Source organism: Pseudomonas sp. 1L-C-7-B-C1, from assembly GCF_057291635.1.
Genome location: NZ_JBXAWH010000009.1, coordinates 89,996 through 103,781, shown reverse-complemented (window position 1 = coordinate 103,781; position 13,786 = coordinate 89,996). Strand labels below are relative to the sequence as shown.

General features: G+C 63.6%; 14 protein-coding genes. All 14 read left to right on the top strand.

Annotated features, from left to right (window positions below; genetic code table 11):
- Positions 1-11: 11 nt before the first annotated feature.
- Genes AC0Z8Z_RS15270 through AC0Z8Z_RS15205 form a run of 14 tightly spaced genes read left to right on the top strand, consistent with a single transcriptional unit; the run spans position 12 to position 13,778 of the window.
- Positions 12-746 carry a glycosyltransferase family 2 protein gene (locus AC0Z8Z_RS15270; RefSeq protein ID WP_485619658.1) on the top strand — a complete coding sequence of 245 codons (735 nt, stop codon included), beginning with the start codon at positions 12-14 and terminating at the stop codon, positions 744-746.
- Positions 743-1,687 carry a lysophospholipid acyltransferase family protein gene (locus AC0Z8Z_RS15265; protein WP_485619657.1) on the top strand — a complete coding sequence of 315 codons (945 nt, stop codon included), beginning with the start codon at positions 743-745 and terminating at the stop codon, positions 1,685-1,687. The genes AC0Z8Z_RS15270 and AC0Z8Z_RS15265 overlap by 4 nt, the downstream gene beginning before the upstream one ends.
- Complete coding sequence (locus AC0Z8Z_RS15260; protein WP_485619656.1) at positions 1,668-3,212, top strand: HAL/PAL/TAL family ammonia-lyase; 1,545 nt, start codon at positions 1,668-1,670, stop codon at positions 3,210-3,212. Before AC0Z8Z_RS15265 ends, AC0Z8Z_RS15260 begins: the two co-directional genes overlap by 20 nt.
- On the top strand, positions 3,205-3,630 hold the full coding sequence (locus AC0Z8Z_RS15255) for an acyl-CoA thioesterase (protein ID WP_485619655.1): 426 nt from the start codon (positions 3,205-3,207) through the stop codon (positions 3,628-3,630). Before AC0Z8Z_RS15260 ends, AC0Z8Z_RS15255 begins: the two co-directional genes overlap by 8 nt.
- Positions 3,627-4,229, top strand: a complete 603-nt coding sequence (locus tag AC0Z8Z_RS15250) for an outer membrane lipoprotein carrier protein LolA (RefSeq protein ID WP_192171191.1) — start codon at positions 3,627-3,629, stop codon at positions 4,227-4,229. Before AC0Z8Z_RS15255 ends, AC0Z8Z_RS15250 begins: the two co-directional genes overlap by 4 nt.
- Complete coding sequence (locus tag AC0Z8Z_RS15245; protein ID WP_485619654.1) at positions 4,219-6,534, top strand: MMPL family transporter; 2,316 nt, start codon at positions 4,219-4,221, stop codon at positions 6,532-6,534. Before AC0Z8Z_RS15250 ends, AC0Z8Z_RS15245 begins: the two co-directional genes overlap by 11 nt.
- Positions 6,531-7,706, top strand: coding sequence for a cation:proton antiporter (locus AC0Z8Z_RS15240; RefSeq protein WP_485619653.1), 1,176 nt, complete (start codon positions 6,531-6,533; stop codon positions 7,704-7,706). The genes AC0Z8Z_RS15245 and AC0Z8Z_RS15240 overlap by 4 nt, the downstream gene beginning before the upstream one ends.
- Positions 7,693-8,940 carry an NAD(P)/FAD-dependent oxidoreductase gene (locus AC0Z8Z_RS15235; RefSeq protein WP_485619652.1) on the top strand — a complete coding sequence of 416 codons (1,248 nt, stop codon included), beginning with the start codon at positions 7,693-7,695 and terminating at the stop codon, positions 8,938-8,940. Before AC0Z8Z_RS15240 ends, AC0Z8Z_RS15235 begins: the two co-directional genes overlap by 14 nt.
- Complete coding sequence (locus AC0Z8Z_RS15230) at positions 8,937-9,683, top strand: class I SAM-dependent methyltransferase (RefSeq protein WP_485619651.1); 747 nt, start codon at positions 8,937-8,939, stop codon at positions 9,681-9,683. The genes AC0Z8Z_RS15235 and AC0Z8Z_RS15230 overlap by 4 nt, the downstream gene beginning before the upstream one ends.
- Entirely contained in the window at positions 9,680-10,168 is a 489-nt protein-coding gene (locus tag AC0Z8Z_RS15225) for a DUF3261 domain-containing protein (RefSeq protein ID WP_122533914.1), read from the top strand. The genes AC0Z8Z_RS15230 and AC0Z8Z_RS15225 overlap by 4 nt, the downstream gene beginning before the upstream one ends.
- Positions 10,165-11,361 carry a beta-ketoacyl-[acyl-carrier-protein] synthase family protein gene (locus tag AC0Z8Z_RS15220; protein WP_485619650.1) on the top strand — a complete coding sequence of 399 codons (1,197 nt, stop codon included), beginning with the start codon at positions 10,165-10,167 and terminating at the stop codon, positions 11,359-11,361. The genes AC0Z8Z_RS15225 and AC0Z8Z_RS15220 overlap by 4 nt, the downstream gene beginning before the upstream one ends.
- Positions 11,358-11,831 (top strand): hotdog family protein, encoded by a 474-nt coding sequence (locus AC0Z8Z_RS15215; protein WP_485619649.1) that lies wholly within the window; start codon positions 11,358-11,360, stop codon positions 11,829-11,831. The genes AC0Z8Z_RS15220 and AC0Z8Z_RS15215 overlap by 4 nt, the downstream gene beginning before the upstream one ends.
- Positions 11,824-12,552 carry a 3-oxoacyl-ACP reductase FabG gene (gene fabG, locus AC0Z8Z_RS15210; protein WP_485619648.1) on the top strand — a complete coding sequence of 243 codons (729 nt, stop codon included), beginning with the start codon at positions 11,824-11,826 and terminating at the stop codon, positions 12,550-12,552. Before AC0Z8Z_RS15215 ends, fabG begins: the two co-directional genes overlap by 8 nt.
- Entirely contained in the window at positions 12,552-13,778 is a 1,227-nt protein-coding gene (locus AC0Z8Z_RS15205; RefSeq protein ID WP_485619647.1) for a beta-ketoacyl-ACP synthase, read from the top strand. Before fabG ends, AC0Z8Z_RS15205 begins: the two co-directional genes overlap by 1 nt.
- Positions 13,779-13,786 lie beyond the last annotated feature (8 nt).

Below are 13,786 nucleotides of genomic sequence, written 5' to 3'. Positions count from 1 at the left end.
AGAGGTCGCTTATGCATAACCCCTGCGCCGTGATCCCGGTCTACAACCACGAACTCGCCGTACCGGCTGTGGTTCAGGAGTTGCTGCACGCCGGGTTGCCCTGCGTGCTGGTCGACGACGCCAGCAGCCCGGCCTGCGCGGCTGTGCTTGAATCACTCGCCCAACAGGCCAATGTCTTCCTGGTGAAGCTGGCGATCAATCAGGGCAAGGGCGGCGCCGTCATGGCCGGCCTGCGTGAAGCGTCGAAACTGGGCTTCAGCCACGCCCTGCAAGTCGACGCCGACGGCCAGCACGATCTGAACGACATCGCGGTGTTTCTCGATCATTCCCGCGAACACCCGGCGGCGCTGATCTGCGGCTATCCGCAGTACGACGCCAGCGTGCCCAAAGGTCGCTTGTACGCGCGCTACCTGACCCACGTCTGGGTCTGGATCAACAGCCTGTCTTTGCAGATTCCCGATTCCATGTGCGGCTTTCGGGTCTACCCGCTCAAGCCGGTGCTGCACCTGATCGACACCGTGAATCTGGGCAAGCGCATGGACTTTGACCCGGAAATCCTTGTGCGCCTGGCGTGGCGCAATCAGCCGATGCGCTGGCTGCCGACCAAGGTTCACTATCCCCAGGACGGCCTCTCGCATTTTCGGCTGTTTCACGACAACGCCCTCATCTCGAAGATGCACGCCAAGCTGTTCTTCGGCATGCTCGGCCGCTTCCCGCTGATCCTCTGGCGGCGGTGGTTGCCATGAGTGACGCCGATCAAAAGCAGCACTGGGCGGCCCACGAAGAACGCGGCAGTTTCCTGCTGATGAAGCTTACGGCCTGGGGCGTGAAGGTCCTTGGTCGCCGGGTGCTCAGCCCGATCCTGCACGGCATCGTGCTGTACTTTTTCCTGTTCGGCCGCCGCGCTCGCCGCAGCGCCTGGCAGTACCAAGAGCACCTGGCGGACTGGACCCAGCAGCCAGAGCTGCGGCCCACGCACTGGCGCGTGTTCGGGCAGTTCATGGCCTTCGCCGACGCCCTGCTCGACAAGCTGGATGTGTGGAACGGCAAGCTCGGTCTGGAGCAGATTGAAATCATCGACGACGCGCACTTGCGTGATCAGCTGCGCGGCGAGCGCGGGCAGATGCTGGTCGGCGCGCACCTGGGCAACCTTGAAGTCTGTCGGGCGCTGGCGGAGCTTGGCGAAAAAGTCACCATGAACGTGCTGGTGCACACCAAGCACGCCGAGCGTTTCAACCGCCTGCTGGGCGAAGCCGGCGCGACCAATCTGCGGCTAATCCAGGTCAGCGAGCTGGACCCGGCGATCATGCTGCAGTTGAGTCAGCGTCTGGATCGCGGCGAATGGCTCGCGATCGCCGGCGACCGGGTTCCGCTGCACGGCGGACGCAATGCACGGGTCGATTTCCTTGGCCATCAGGCTGCGTTCCCCCAGGGCCCGTGGCTGCTGGCCGGCTTGCTGAAATGCCCGATCAACCTGATTTTCTGCCTCAAGGCCGCGAGCGGTTACCGGGTGATACTGGAGCCGTTCGCCGCTGCCATCGAATGGCGCCGCAGCGATCGCCAGCAAGTGATCACCCAATGGACCCAACGCTACGCCGACCGTCTGGCGCACTACTGCGTGCAAGCGCCGCAGCAGTGGTTCAACTTCTACCCGTTCTGGAAATCCGATGACGAACCAAGCACCTGAGCCCATTATTTTTGGCGAAGGCCACCTGCGTATCGAAGACGTGCTGGCCCTGGCCAACCGCCAGCGGCCGACGGCGTTGCAGGACGACAGCGCCTACCGCCAGCGCATCGCCAAGGGCGCGCAGTTTCTTGATTCGTTGCTGGACAAGGAAGGCGTGATTTACGGCGTAACCACCGGTTATGGAGATTCGTGCGTGGTGGCGGTACCGCTGCAACACGTCGAAGCGCTGCCCCGCCATCTGTACACCTTTCATGGTTGCGGGCTTGGCAAGTTGCTCGATGCCCAGGCCACCCGCGCAGTGCTGGCCGCGCGTCTGCGCTCGCTGTGCCACGGCGTGTCCGGCGTTCGGGTCGAGTTGCTTGAGCGTCTTCAGGCGTTTCTTGACCACGACATCCTGCCGCTGATTCCGGAAGAGGGCTCGGTGGGCGCCAGTGGTGATCTGACGCCGCTCTCGTATGTCGCGGCGACACTTTCCGGCGAGCGCGAGGTGCTGTTCAACGGCGAGCGCCGCCAGTCCGCCGATGTGCATCGTCAACTGGGTTGGGATCCGCTGGTTCTGCGGCCGAAAGAAGCGCTGGCCTTGATGAACGGTACGGCGGTCATGACCGGTCTGGCGTGCCTGGCCTTCGCCCGTGCCGATTATCTGCTGCAACTGGCCACCCGCATCACCGCGATGAACGTCGTGGCGCTGCAAGGCAACCCTGAGCATTTCGACGAGCGCCTGTTTGCTGCCAAGCCGCACCCGGGGCAGATGCAAGTGGCCGCCTGGCTGCGCAAGGATCTGGCCATCGACGCGCCGACCGCCCCGCTGCATCGCCTGCAAGACCGTTATTCCCTGCGCTGTGCCCCCCACGTGCTCGGCGTGCTGGCAGACAGCCTGAACTGGCTGCGCAGCTTCATCGAAATCGAGCTGAACAGCGCCAATGACAACCCGATCATCGACGCCGAAGCCGAGCGCGTGCTGCATGGCGGTCACTTCTATGGCGGTCACATCGCCTTCGCCATGGACAGCCTGAAAAACCTGGTTGCCAACGTCGCCGACCTGCTGGACCGCCAGCTCGCGTTGCTGGTGGACGAGCGCTACAACCATGGCCTGCCGAGCAACCTGTCCGGCGCCCCGGCGGACCGCGCGATGATCAACCATGGCTTCAAGGCCGTGCAGATCGGCACCAGCGCCTGGACCGCCGAAGCGCTGAAAAACACCATGCCGGCCAGCGTGTTTTCCCGCTCCACCGAATGCCATAACCAGGACAAGGTGAGCATGGGCACCATCGCCGCCCGCGACGCCATTCGCGTGCTGGAGCTGACCGAGCAGGTCGCCGCCGCCACGCTGATCGCCGCTAATCAGGGCGTCTGGTTGCGCAGTCGCGACGCTGATGCGCGCCCGCTTCCACCGGCCCTTGCGGACATGCACGAACAACTGCGCGAGGATTTCCCGCCGGTGATCGAAGACCGCGCGCTGGAAGGCGAACTACGGCTGTGCCTGAAGCGCATCGCCGAACAACATTGGAGGCTGCATGCGTAGCAAAGGCGTGATCCACGAAGACACCGAAATCCTGGTGCCGTTTTTCGACGTCGACACCATGCACGTCGTCTGGCACGGGCACTACGTGAAGTATCTGGAAGTGGCGCGCTGCGCGCTCCTCGACAAGCTCGGCCACAACTACACGCACATGCTCGATTCGGGTTACGCCTGGCCGGTGATCGATCTGCAACTGCGCTATGTGCGCGGCGCGGTGTTCGGTCAGCGCATCAACGTGCGCGCCAGTCTCGTGGAGTGGGAGAACCGCTTGAAGATCGATTATCTGATCACCGACATCGCGACCGGCGAGCGCCTGACCCGCGCCAGCACCGTGCAAGTGGCCGTCGACGTTAACACCCGCGAAATGCAACTGGCCTGCCCCACGGTGTTTGTGGAAGCGGTCGAGAGGGCTTTGAAATGAGTGCCTTTAAAGGCCTCCTCAGCTTGATGCTGCTCACGCTGACCTCGCTGGCCCACGCCTTCGATCTGCAGCAACTGAGCGATCAACTGGCCAAACCTGCCGTCATTCATGGCGCCTTCGTGCAGGAAAAACACCTGCGCGCCCTGCCCCAGCCGCTGACCAGCAAGGGCGACTTCGTACTGGCGAAAGATTCAGGTCTGCTGTGGCTGCTCGATACGCCGCTGAAACAGGATTACCGCATCACCGCCGCCGGCATCGCCCGCCGCGATGCCGATGGCAGCTGGCAGATGCTGCCGGGCAAAAGCGCAGGCGCCGAGCAGAACCGGCTGTTTCTCGCCGTTTTACAAGGTGACAGCAGCGGCCTGCAGCGTGATTTCGACGTGCAGTTGAGCGGCGACGCCCAGGCCTGGCAACTGACCCTGGTGCCGCGCTCGATGTTGCTGAAACAGGTGTTCAACCAGATCAACATCAATGGCGGCGCACTGGTGCAACGTATCGAGCTGCTTGAAACCCAGGGCGACAGCACGCTGCTGAAGATGATCGACAGCTCCAGCGCCCAACCGCTGAGCGATTCGGAGCGCGCTGACTTTGCCGATTGAACGCCTGCTGCCGCGCCTTTTCCTGATTGCCTTGCTGGCCGTGCTCGCACTCGCCGGCTGGCAATGGCGTCATGGCGCGCCGCTGTCGGCCAACCTCATGGAACTGGTCCCCGGCACCACGCCGGATGCCTTGGAGCTGCGCGCCGAACAACGCATTCAGGAGCCGATGAACCGCGAGATGCTGGTGCTGGTGGGTCACGCCGATGCCGAAAAGGCCGTCGAGCTGGCGCGGCAGTTGAGCGACAAATGGCAGGCTAGTGGGCTCTTCGAAAAGGTCCAGTGGAACGTGCAGGCCGATCTTCCGGCGCTGCGTGAGCAACTGCTCAAAGGTCGTCTGGCGATGCTGCCGCCCAAGGACCGCACCGAACTCATCGAGCATCCGGAAGGTTTTATTCAACAGCGCGTACAAAGCCTGTTCGATCCGTTTGGCGGTTTCAGTCTTGTCCCCAGCCAGGAAGACTGGCTCGGGCTGACAGGGCGCATCCAGAACGGCCAGCCCATGCACGGCTCGGTGCAACTGGACATTGGCAGCGGCGCGCTGATCGCCAAGGCCGACGGCAAGAGCTGGGTGCTGCTGCGCGCCCGGACCCGCGCCGACGCCTTCGACATGCGCCTGCCGCTGCACGTCTCAGCGCTGCTGGACGAGGCGCGCCAACAGGCGAGCGCCAGAGACGCACAATTACTGGCGGCCAGCGGACTCTTGTACGCCGCCCACGGCCAGCAACAGGCTACCCGGGAAATCACCTGGGTCGGCGGCGGTGCCACGCTGGGCATCCTGTTGCTGCTGCTGCTGGCGTTCAAACGCTGGCGCGTGTTGCTGGCGTTCGTTCCGGTGATGGTCGGCATGCTGTTCGGCGCCACGGCCTGCGTTGCGCTGTTTGGCAAGATGCACGTCATGACGCTGGTGCTGGGCTCAAGCCTGATCGGCGTGGCGGTGGACTATCCGCTGCACTACCTCTCGAAAAGCTGGAGCCTGAAACCCTGGCGCAGCTGGCCGGCGTTGCGCCTGACGCTATCGGGTCTGAGCCTGAGTCTGGCCACCAGTTGCATTGGCTATCTGGCCCTCGCCTGGACACCCTTCCCGGCCCTGACCCAGATCGCCGTGTTCTCGGCGGCCGGTCTGGTTGGCGCTTATCTGACGGCGGTGTGCCTGCTGCCGGCGCTGCTCAACGGTGTCGAGTTGCGACCTGCGCAATGGCCACTGAAGATCGCTGAAGCCTTGATGAACGCACGCGCCAGACTGCTCACTCGAGTGGGCACGCCGGTGCTGTTGGGGGCGTTGCTCATTTTTTGCGCAGCAGGCCTGCTACAGCTGACCACCAAGAACGACATCCGCCAATGGATCGCCGCGCCACAAAGCCTGACCGACGAGGCCAGATCCGTGGCGCGCATCACCGGTTATCAACCTACCAGCCAGTTCTTCCTGGTGCGCGCCGCCGATCAGCAGCAACTGCTGGAGCGTCAGACCGCGCTGAGCCAGCGACTTGATCAACTGGTCACTCAAGGCAAGCTGCAGGGTTATCTGTCACTCAACCAATTGGTGGCGACGCCCGCTGAACAACAGGCTGCGCGCGCCGCCCTCGACACGCTGCCTGCGCACTGGCAGCCGCTGTTAGCGCTGGGTGTGCCACCGGAGGTGCTTGATAACGAATTGGCAAACCTGCGCGCCCTTCCCGTTCAGGGCATCGACGATGTGCTGGGCGGACCTTTGGGTGAACCCTGGCGCCTGCTGTGGCTGGGCAGCAACGATCAAGGCGTGGCCGGAATCGTCAGCCTGCAGGGCCTGAACGATGCGGCGCTGCTCCGCGTGCAGGCGCAGGACCTTCCGGGCGTCCAGTTGGTGGACCGTCTTGGCGACCTGAACAAGGTGTTTGCCGCCACCCAGATCAGCGCCGCCGAACTCAAGCTGGCGTCCTGCGTGCTGATCGTTCTGCTGCTGATTTTGCCATTCGGTCTGCGCGGGGCGCTGCGGGTGATTGCCCTGCCGTTGCTCGCGGCGGTGTGCAGTCTGGCGAGCCTCGGCTGGCTGGGTCAGCCGCTGACCCTGTTCAGCCTGTTCGGTCTGCTGCTGGTCACTGCGATCAGCGTCGATTACGCGATCCTCATGCGCGAGCAGATTGGCGGCGCGGCCGTGAGCCTGCTGGGCACGCTGCTGGCGGCGGCGACCACGTGGCTGTCGTTCGGTCTGCTGGCGATCTCCAGCACCCCGGCGGTGAGCAATTTCGGGCTGTCGGTGAGCCTCGGTCTGGCCTTCAGCTTCATTCTGGCGCCCTGGGCCGGTCGGCAGCACGGGGCGCGCTCGTGATGATTGTCGCGTTCTGGGCGCTGGTGCTCGGGCTGTTCGCGCTGGCCGGCCGGCTTGGCGCTCGACTGAACCTGATCCCCATCGTCAGCCAGTTGCTGCTGGCGACGTTTGCCATCCCGCTGCTGATGCTGTTCCTCGTCGAAGCGCAGTGGCAGCTCACCGGCGCGCAACTGGTCTCGCCGGTCTGGCTGAAAACCCTGTACGGCGTGAGCTTCGCGGTCGTGCTCGGTCACATCCTCAGCGACGTGATCGATGTGCGCCTCGACCCGCAGAGCCTCAAAGTCGCGCTGCCCAGCTTCTGCGTACCCTTTCTCTGCGGCATGGCCTGCGCCGTGTGGCTTTTGCCGGCATCGAGCTGGCTAAGCAGCCTGGCGCTGGGGTTGGTGTTCGCCATCACCGCCATTCCGGTGCTGTATCTCTATCTCAATCACATCGGCTACCCGCTGCACGCCACGCGACGTCTGGTGCAGACGGCGATCCTGATCGATCTGGCCTGCTGGGGGCTGTTCGGGCTGGCCCAGGGCAGCCTGCACCTGACCAGTCTGATTATCCCGTTGCTGCTCGCCGGCGTGCCGCTGCTGTTATGGCTGCTGCGGGTTCGCCAGCCACAGGTTTATGGGGCTGTTTTCTTTCTGCTGCTGATGGTCGCCGAGCACTACCGCCTCAACGCGCTCATCGTCGGCATCGGCTATCTGCTGTGCATGAACGCGCTCAAGCAACCCTTTGCGCTGCCGCTGAAAGCCGCCTGGCTCAAGGCGCTGCAGCACTACGTGGCGATCCCGCTGATCCTCACGTTCGGCATCGTCCAGATCAATATTCACAGCGCCATCGGCGAACTGGGCGGATTGAATCTGCTGGCGCTGATCGGGCTGCCAATCGCCAGCAAACTGCTGGGCAACTGGATCGGCGTGCGCTGGGCGGCGCCGTCGTTTGCGGGTGCCGTGCGCTGGAAGGAAGCCCTGCTGCTGAACATCCGTGGCCTCAGCGAAATCGTCTTTCTCAATCTGCTGTTGCAACAAGGGCTGATCAGCCCGTCGCTGTATTTCGCGCTGATGCTCATGAGCCTGATCGCCACCCTATTGCCTGCCCTCCTGGGCATGAATCGCCCTCTTGATTTGCATGACGTCGATGTCGTCGAACACTCGAAAAGGAAACCTTGTGCCAATAGCTGAAATGGAATGTCGCCAGATCGTCGTGATCGGTGCCGGTCCAGCCGGAGCCATCGCCGCTGCGTTGCTCAAACGTCAGGGCCACGATGTGCTGATCATCGAGCGCCAGCAGTTTCCGCGCTTCTCCATCGGCGAGAGCCTGCTGTCCCATTGTCTGGATTTCGTCGAAGAAGCGGGCATGCTGGAAGCGGTCAACGCCGCTGGTTTCCAGATGAAAAACGGTGCGGCGTTCGCCTGCGGTGAGCAATACAGCGCCTTCGACTTCGGCGACACCTTCAGCAACGGCAAGCCCACGACCTTTCAGGTGCAGCGCGCCGACTTCGACAAACTGCTCGCCGACGAGGCCGAGCGCCAGGGCGTTGAAGTTCGCTACCGGGAAACCATCACCGCCGCCGACTTCTCCGGCGAGCAGCCGACCCTCGACGTGCAGCGCGAAGACGGCACAGGCTACCGCGTGCAAGCGACGTTCGTGCTCGACGCCAGCGGTTATGGCCGCGTGCTGCCGCGCCTGCTGGACCTGGAGGCGCCGTCGAACTTTCCCCTGCGTCAGGCGGTGTTTACCCACGTTGAAGACCGCATCGACGACCCACGCTTTGATCGCGAAAAGATTCTGGTGACCGTTCACCCGACCCTGAAGGACGTGTGGTTCTGGTCTATTCCGTTCAGCAACGGTCGTTGCTCGGTGGGCGTCGTGGCGTCCGCCGAGCGCTTCGTGGACAAGCCCGATGACCTCGACGCCTGTCTGCGCGCGTTCATCGACGAGACCCCAAGCCTGAGCCGCGTGTTGCAAAACGCTGTCTGGGACACCCCGGCGCGTAGCATCGGCGGGTATTCGGCGAACGTCAAAACCCTGCACGGCAAAGGCTTCGCCCTGCTCGGCAATGCGGCTGAATTCCTTGATCCGGTATTTTCGTCTGGCGTCACCATCGCCATGCGCTCGGCGAGCACGGCGGCCGGAGTGCTTCATCGCCAGCTGCAAGGCGAGCCCGTTGACTGGGAAAGCGAGTTCGCCACGCCGCTGAAACGCGGCGTCGACACGTTCCGTGCCTACGTCGAAGGCTGGTACGAGGGCAGTTTTCAGGACGTGATTTTCTATCCGGACAGCCGACCCGACATACGCCGCATGATCAGTTCGATCCTGGCCGGGTACGCGTGGGATGAGCGCAACCCGTTCGTCGCCGAGCCCAAGCGTCGCCTGCGCATGCTCGCCGAAATCTGCGCGAGCCCACGGCCATGAGCGGCCAGTATTTCAGCGATAGCTACGTCGAAGAGACGCGCCTGGGCTTTCTTTTTCTGCGCAGTCACACGTGGCAGCACCGCGTTTTGCGGGTGGCCATCGACGACCTGCGCAGCCTGTTCAGTGAACCGCTGCCGGAGAGCCCGGTGGTGCTGGACGCCGGTTGCGGGCAGGGCAAGTCGTTTCAGTACCTGCACACTGCTTTCACCCCGGCGAAAATTTTAGGCATCGACGCCGACCCGCTCAGCCTGCAACTCAGCGCTGAAGAGGCCAGGCGTCGCGGGTTGAACGTCGAGCTGATCGGCAGCGATTGCGCAGACTTGCCACTGGCGGACGCGAGCGTCGACATGGTCTTCTGCCACCAGACGTTCCATCATCTGGTCGAGCAGGAAATGTCCCTCGCCGAATTCTATCGGGTGCTCAAGCCCGGCGGCTATCTGCTGTTCGCCGAGTCCACCGAGGCCTACATCGACACATGGGTGATTCGCTGGCTCTTCCGCCATCCGATGCATGTGCAGAAAAGCGCCGCGCAATACCTGGACATGCTGGGCAATGAAGGTTTTCATTTCACTGCGCACAACGTTTCGTACCCCTACCTCTGGTGGAGCCGGGCCAAAGATTTCGGTCTGCTGGAACGTTTGAAACTGGTCAAACCCAAGCCCTTTGGGGAACGTGAAGAGACGCTGATCAATGTCGTCGCACGCAAACCTCTCTCGGCCCCCATAGAAGGTAAAGCCTCATGATTCGCGCCTTTCTGCTGCTCTGCGTCCTGTTGGTGAGTGGCTGCGCCAGCCATGCGCCGCTCCCTGCGCAAACGCCCCACATCAAATTCCCGGTGCAGCTGCATGTGCAGCGCGAACAGGCCGGCCAGCGCCAGGACTGGCTGATGGTGATCCAGAAGGAACGCCACGGCCTGCGCTTCTCGTTGATGGACCCCCTCGGTATTCCCGTTGCGCGTCAGCAGCTTCGCGAAGATCGCTGGAAGGCCGACGGTCTGCTGCCGCCGAATCCTGAAGCGCGCGAGTTGTTCGCGGCCGTGCTGTTTGCCCTGACGTCACTGAAAGAAGTGCGCTTTGAATACCCCGGCGTCGAGCTGCGTCCGTATGGGCGCAGCCTGGATGATCGCTGGTTCGTCGATTACGCCTCCGAGGGCGTCTTCAAGATCAGCATGGAAAGCGGCGAACTGAAATACGTCGTCAGTCCGCTCGAAGGCAAGGCGAGTCAATGACGGCATACCTCAATGCTCTGGGGTTGATCTGCGCGCTAGGGGACGACCGCCAGAGCGTGGCCCGGACGCTGTTCGCCGGGGACACCTCATGCATGCGCTCGGAAAGCGGCTGGATACCCGAACGCTCGCTGCCCGTGGCCGGCGTGAAGAGCCTGCTGCCGACGATCCCTGCGACGCTCGGTCAACAAAGCAGCCGCAACAACCAGCTGCTGCTCGCCGCCGCCCTCCAGATCGAGCCTGACATTCAGCAGGCGATCACCCGCTATGGTCGTGGCCGCATCGGCGTGATTCTGGGCACCAGCACCTCGGGCATCGACGAAGCGAGCCGCGGGATCGCCAGCTACCTGGCCGATCAGACCTTTCCGGACAGCTACGACTATCGCCAGCAGGAGCTCAGCGCTCCGGCCAACTTCCTCGCGTCGTGGCTGGACCTCAGCGGCCCGGCCTACGTGATTTCCACCGCCTGCACCTCCAGCGCCCGCGCCCTGCTCAGTGCGCGTCGGCTGCTTGATATGAACCTGTGCGACGCGGTTTTGTGCGGGGGCGTCGACAGCCTTTGCAAGCTGACCATCAATGGCTTCTCGTCCCTTGAAGCGGTGGCGAACGAGCGCTGCAACCCGTTCTCGCGCAATCGCAACGGCATCAATATCGGCGAAGCGGCCGTGCTGTTTCTGATGACCCGCGAGCCAGCGAACGACCACCGCATTGCCTTGCTGGGCGCCGGGGCCAGTTCGGATGCGCACCATATTTCCGCCCCCGAGCCCAGCGGCCGCGGTGCGCGAGACGCCATGACCAAGGCGCTGACCATCGCCAGCCTGGCGCCCACGGACATCGCGTATCTCAACTTGCACGGCACCGCGACCCAGCACAACGATGCGATGGAAAGTCTCGCGGTCAACGCCGTCTTCCCCGATGGCGTGGCGTGCTCGTCCACCAAACCCATGAGCGGGCACACCTTGGGGGCCGCCGGGGCCTTGGAAGCCGCGTTCTGCTGGCTGGCACTCGCCCCTGAAAATACCGAGGGGCAACTGCCGCCTCATGTGTGGGATGGCGAGGCCGATACAGGCCTGCCCGGGCTGAACTGGGTCAAGGCAAACGAAGCCCTTCAGCCTGATTCACCGCGCCGGATGATGAGCAACTCCTTTGCCTTCGGCGGCAACAACGTCAGCCTGATCATCGGGGAGCAGCCATGACCGCTGCACCTTCATGCCCGTGGCCTCCGGCTGATTTACTGCCCCACGCCGGCGACATGGTACTCATCGACCAAGTGCTGTCGTTCGACGAAGAGCAGATTCACACCCGCGTCATCGTTCGGCCCGGCGGGCTTTTCAATCGCCCTGACGGGAGCATGCCGGCCTGGGTCGGCATCGAACTCATGGCGCAAAGCGTCGCGGCGTTTGCCGGCTGTCAGGCACGGGTGAAGGGTGACCCGGTTGAGCTGGGGTTTCTGCTGGGCACACGCAAATTCGAATGCAACGTCGAGCACTTTCCGGTTGGCAGCGAGCTGACCATTCATGCGCGGCGGTCCTTGCAGGACGACAGCGGCATGGGCGTGTTCGAGTGTTCTCTGAGCGGTGCCGGCATTCAGGTCAGCGCCCGACTCAATGTTTATTGCCCGCCACAATCGGCGAGCTATCTGGCCGAAGGAGCCGCACATGACTGACTCAATTCTGGTCACAGGCTCAAGCCGCGGTATCGGTCGCGCCATCGCGCTGCGCCTGGCCCGGGCCGGCTACGACATCGTCCTGCACTGCCGCAGTGGCCGGGCCGAAGCTGACGCCGTGCAGCGTGAAGTCGAGGCGCTCGGGCGTCAGGCGCGCGTTCTGCAATTCGACGTCGCCGACCGTGCTGCGTGCAAGGTCATCCTTGAAGCCGACGTCGAAACCCACGGCGCCTATTACGGCGTGGTCTGTAACGCCGGCCTGACCCGGGACGGCGCGTTTCCGGCGCTCACCGATGACGACTGGGACATGGTCATCCGCACCAACCTCGACGGCTTCTACAACGTGCTGCACCCGGTGATGATGCCGATGATCCGTCGCCGCGCCGCCGGACGCATCGTCTGTATCACGTCCGTGTCCGGGCTGATCGGCAATCGCGGCCAGGTCAACTACAGCGCCTCGAAGGCTGGCGTCATCGGCGCGGCCAAGGCGCTGGCGATCGAGCTGGGCAAACGCAAAATCACCGTTAACTGCGTTGCGCCGGGGCTTATCGACACGGCCATGCTCGACGAAAACGTGCCGGTCGATGAACTGATGAAGATGATCCCCGCGCAGCGCATGGGCACCCCGGAAGAAGTCGCTGGCGCCGTGAATTTCCTGATGTCGGCGGAAGCGTCCTACATCACCCGCCAGGTGCTGGCCGTCAACGGAGGCCTGTGCTGATGAAACGCGTCGTCGTCACCGGCATGGCCGGCATTACGTCACTGGGCAGCGACTGGGCCAGCATCGAGGCCAATTTCAGTGGCAATCGCAGCGGCATCCGGCGCATGGACGAATGGGATCGCTTCACCGAACTCAACACCCGTCTGGCCGGACCCATCGATGATTTCGCGGTGCCCTCATACTGGACGCGCAAGCAACTGCGCAGCATGGGCCGGGTGTCGCGACTGGCGGTCGGCGCCGCCGAACAGGCGCTGCGTGACGCGGGCTTGCTGGGCGATCCGATCATTCGTGACGGGCGCATGGGCGTGGCCTGCGGTTCGTCCACCGGCAGCACCGACGAGATCAAGGCCTTCGGCAACATGCTGCTGAATTCCGTGGCCGAAGGCCTCAATGCCAATTCGTATGTGCGCATGATGCCGCACACCACGGCGGCGAATATCAGCATCTTCTTCAACCTCACCGGCCGCCTGATCCCGACTTCCAGTGCCTGCACCAGCGGCAGCCAGGGCGTGGGCTATGCCTATGAAGCAATCAAGTTCGGGCGTCTGCCGTTGATGCTCGCTGGTGGTGCCGAAGAGCTTTGTCCCACCGAGGCCATGGTGTTCGACGCGCTGTACGCGACCAGCCTGAAAAACGATGCGCCGCACACCAGCCCTCGCCCTTACGACAGCGGGCGCGATGGTCTGGTGATCGGCGAAGGCGGCGGCATGCTGGTGCTTGAGGAGCTGGAACATGCGCTGGCGCGGGGGGCGAAGATTCACGCCGAGGTCGTCGGCTTTGGCAGCAACGCCGATGGCGTGCACACCACCCGCCCCGAGCAGGTCACCATGCGCCGGGCCATGGAACTGGCGCTGGAAGACGCGGGTCTGCCGCCCGAGGCCATCGGTTACGTCAACGGCCACGGCACGGCAACGGAACAGGGCGACATCGCCGAGACCCTCGCCACCCAGAGCCTGTTCGGCTCGCGCATGCCGATCAGTTCGCAGAAGAGTTTCCTGGGTCACACCCTCGGCGCCTGCGGTGCGCTGGAGTCCTGGTTCAGCATCGAAATGATGAACCGCGACCGCTACATCCACACGCTCAACCTCGACGAGGTCGACAGTCGCTGCGGCGAGCTGGACTACCTGCGCGGCGAGCCGCGCCACATGAGCCACGAGTTCGTGATGAACAACAATTTTGCTTTCGGCGGGGTCAACACGTCGTTGATTTTCCGGCGTTGGTCTTGACCCCGTAA